We start from the raw sequence: 1,662 nt of genomic DNA on the forward strand, positions 1-1,662 counted from the left end.
CCACCTCGCCCGGCGGTGTCGCGGGGAGCGGCGGAGCCGGTGGGGCCGGGGGTCAGGCCGGTGCCGGTGGCATCTCGAGCGGACTCGTCGGCGAAGGCGGCATCGGTGGCACAGGTGGGGACGGCGGCCGCGGCGGCGTCGGCGGCACCGGAGCCGACGGCGGACTCGGCGGGGCCGGCGGGATCGGCGGAGCCGCCGGCGGCGGGGGCGCCGGCGGCAGTGTCACCGCTGGTGAAGACGGTCTTGGTGGCTATGCCGGAAAGGGCGGCAGCGGCGGAACCGGTGGCCTGGGTGGGGACGGTGGAGCAGCTGGTGCGCACGGCACCGGCGGCACCGGGGGCGCAGGCGGTGGCGGCGGCAAGGCCGGTGTCGGCGGCAGCGGATTGGCCCCCGCAGGCGTGGCGGCGGACGGCGGCGACGGCGGGTCCGGCGGGGCCGGCGGCCAGGGTGGCGCGGCAGACGTCGGTGGCGTCAACGGCGCCGGCGGTAAGGGTGGCGCCGGCGCGGACGGCGCCGACGGAGGCACACCCGGCGGTACCGAGAACGGGGGCTACGGCGGTAAGGGCGGCAACGGAGGCAACGGCGGCCTGGCGGGCGCCGGACTGGGTGCCGTGGGTACCGGCGGTGACGGCGGAAACGCGGGCAACGGCGGAAACGGCGCCGACGGCGGCAGCGCCCCCGCCGACTATTACGGCGCCAACGGCGGTTATGCCGGTGACGGCGGTGATGGCGGTGTTGGCGGCAACGCCGGCGGAACCACCGCCCACAACGGCAACGGCGGCAACGGCGGCGTCGGCGGCCGCGGCGGCAATGGCGCCAGGGGCATCCCCGACAACGGCATCGGCTCCCGCAGCGGCGGTATGGGTGGCGTCGGCGGCTTCGGCGGGGACGGCGGCGCCGCCGGCACCGGGGGAGTCGGTGGACTCGCGGGCAACGGTGGTCAGGGTGGCATCGGTGGCGACGGCGGTGCCGGGTCGGCCGGCCTGGACGGTACCGGCCACAACGGTGGGGCCGGCGGCGCCGCCGGCAAGGGCGGAAACGGTGGCAACGCAGGCGGCGCAACCGGCGCCAACGGCAGCGGGGGTCACGGTGGGGCCGGCGGCGCCGGAGGCCGCGGTGGCTCGGGTGTCTCGGTGGACGGCGGCACCGCCGGTGCGGGTGGCCTGGGCGGCAACGGCGGTGTCGGCGGAGGCGGTGGTTGGGCCGGCACCGGCGGCAGCGGCGCAACGGCCGGTGCCGGCGGCAGTGGTGGCGTCGGCGGCGGCGGTGGCACCGGCGGCGACGGCGGCTACAACGGCGCCGCGGGCACTGGTGGAACGGCCGGGGCAGGCGGCGCCGGCGGTACCGGCGGAGCGGCCAACGGCTCGGGCAATCTCGCCGGAACCGGCGGCGCCGGAGGGGCCGGTGGCGACGGTGGTTCGGGGGGCATCGCCAACGGATACAACGGTCAGGGCGGTATCGGCGGTAGGAGCGGCGCCGGTGGCGCCGGTGGCACCGGCGGCGCGGGTGCACCCGGCGGAGTCGCCGGCGCCGGCGGCACCGGGGGCGTGGCGGGCAAAGGCGGGACCGGTGGGCAGTCTCTCGTCGGCGCCGACGGCTTCAGCGGCTTCGGTGGCAAAGGCGGGGCGGGTGCCACCGGTGGCGTCGGAGGCATCGGCGGGG

General features: G+C 79.1%; 1 pseudogene. It reads left to right on the forward strand.

Annotated features, from left to right (window positions below):
• Positions 1-1,662, forward strand: a pseudogene (locus AO501_RS38045) (PE family protein); the annotation flags it as partial.

Source organism: Mycobacterium gordonae, assembly GCF_001417955.2.
Lineage (GTDB): Bacteria > Actinomycetota > Actinomycetes > Mycobacteriales > Mycobacteriaceae > Mycobacterium > Mycobacterium gordonae_B.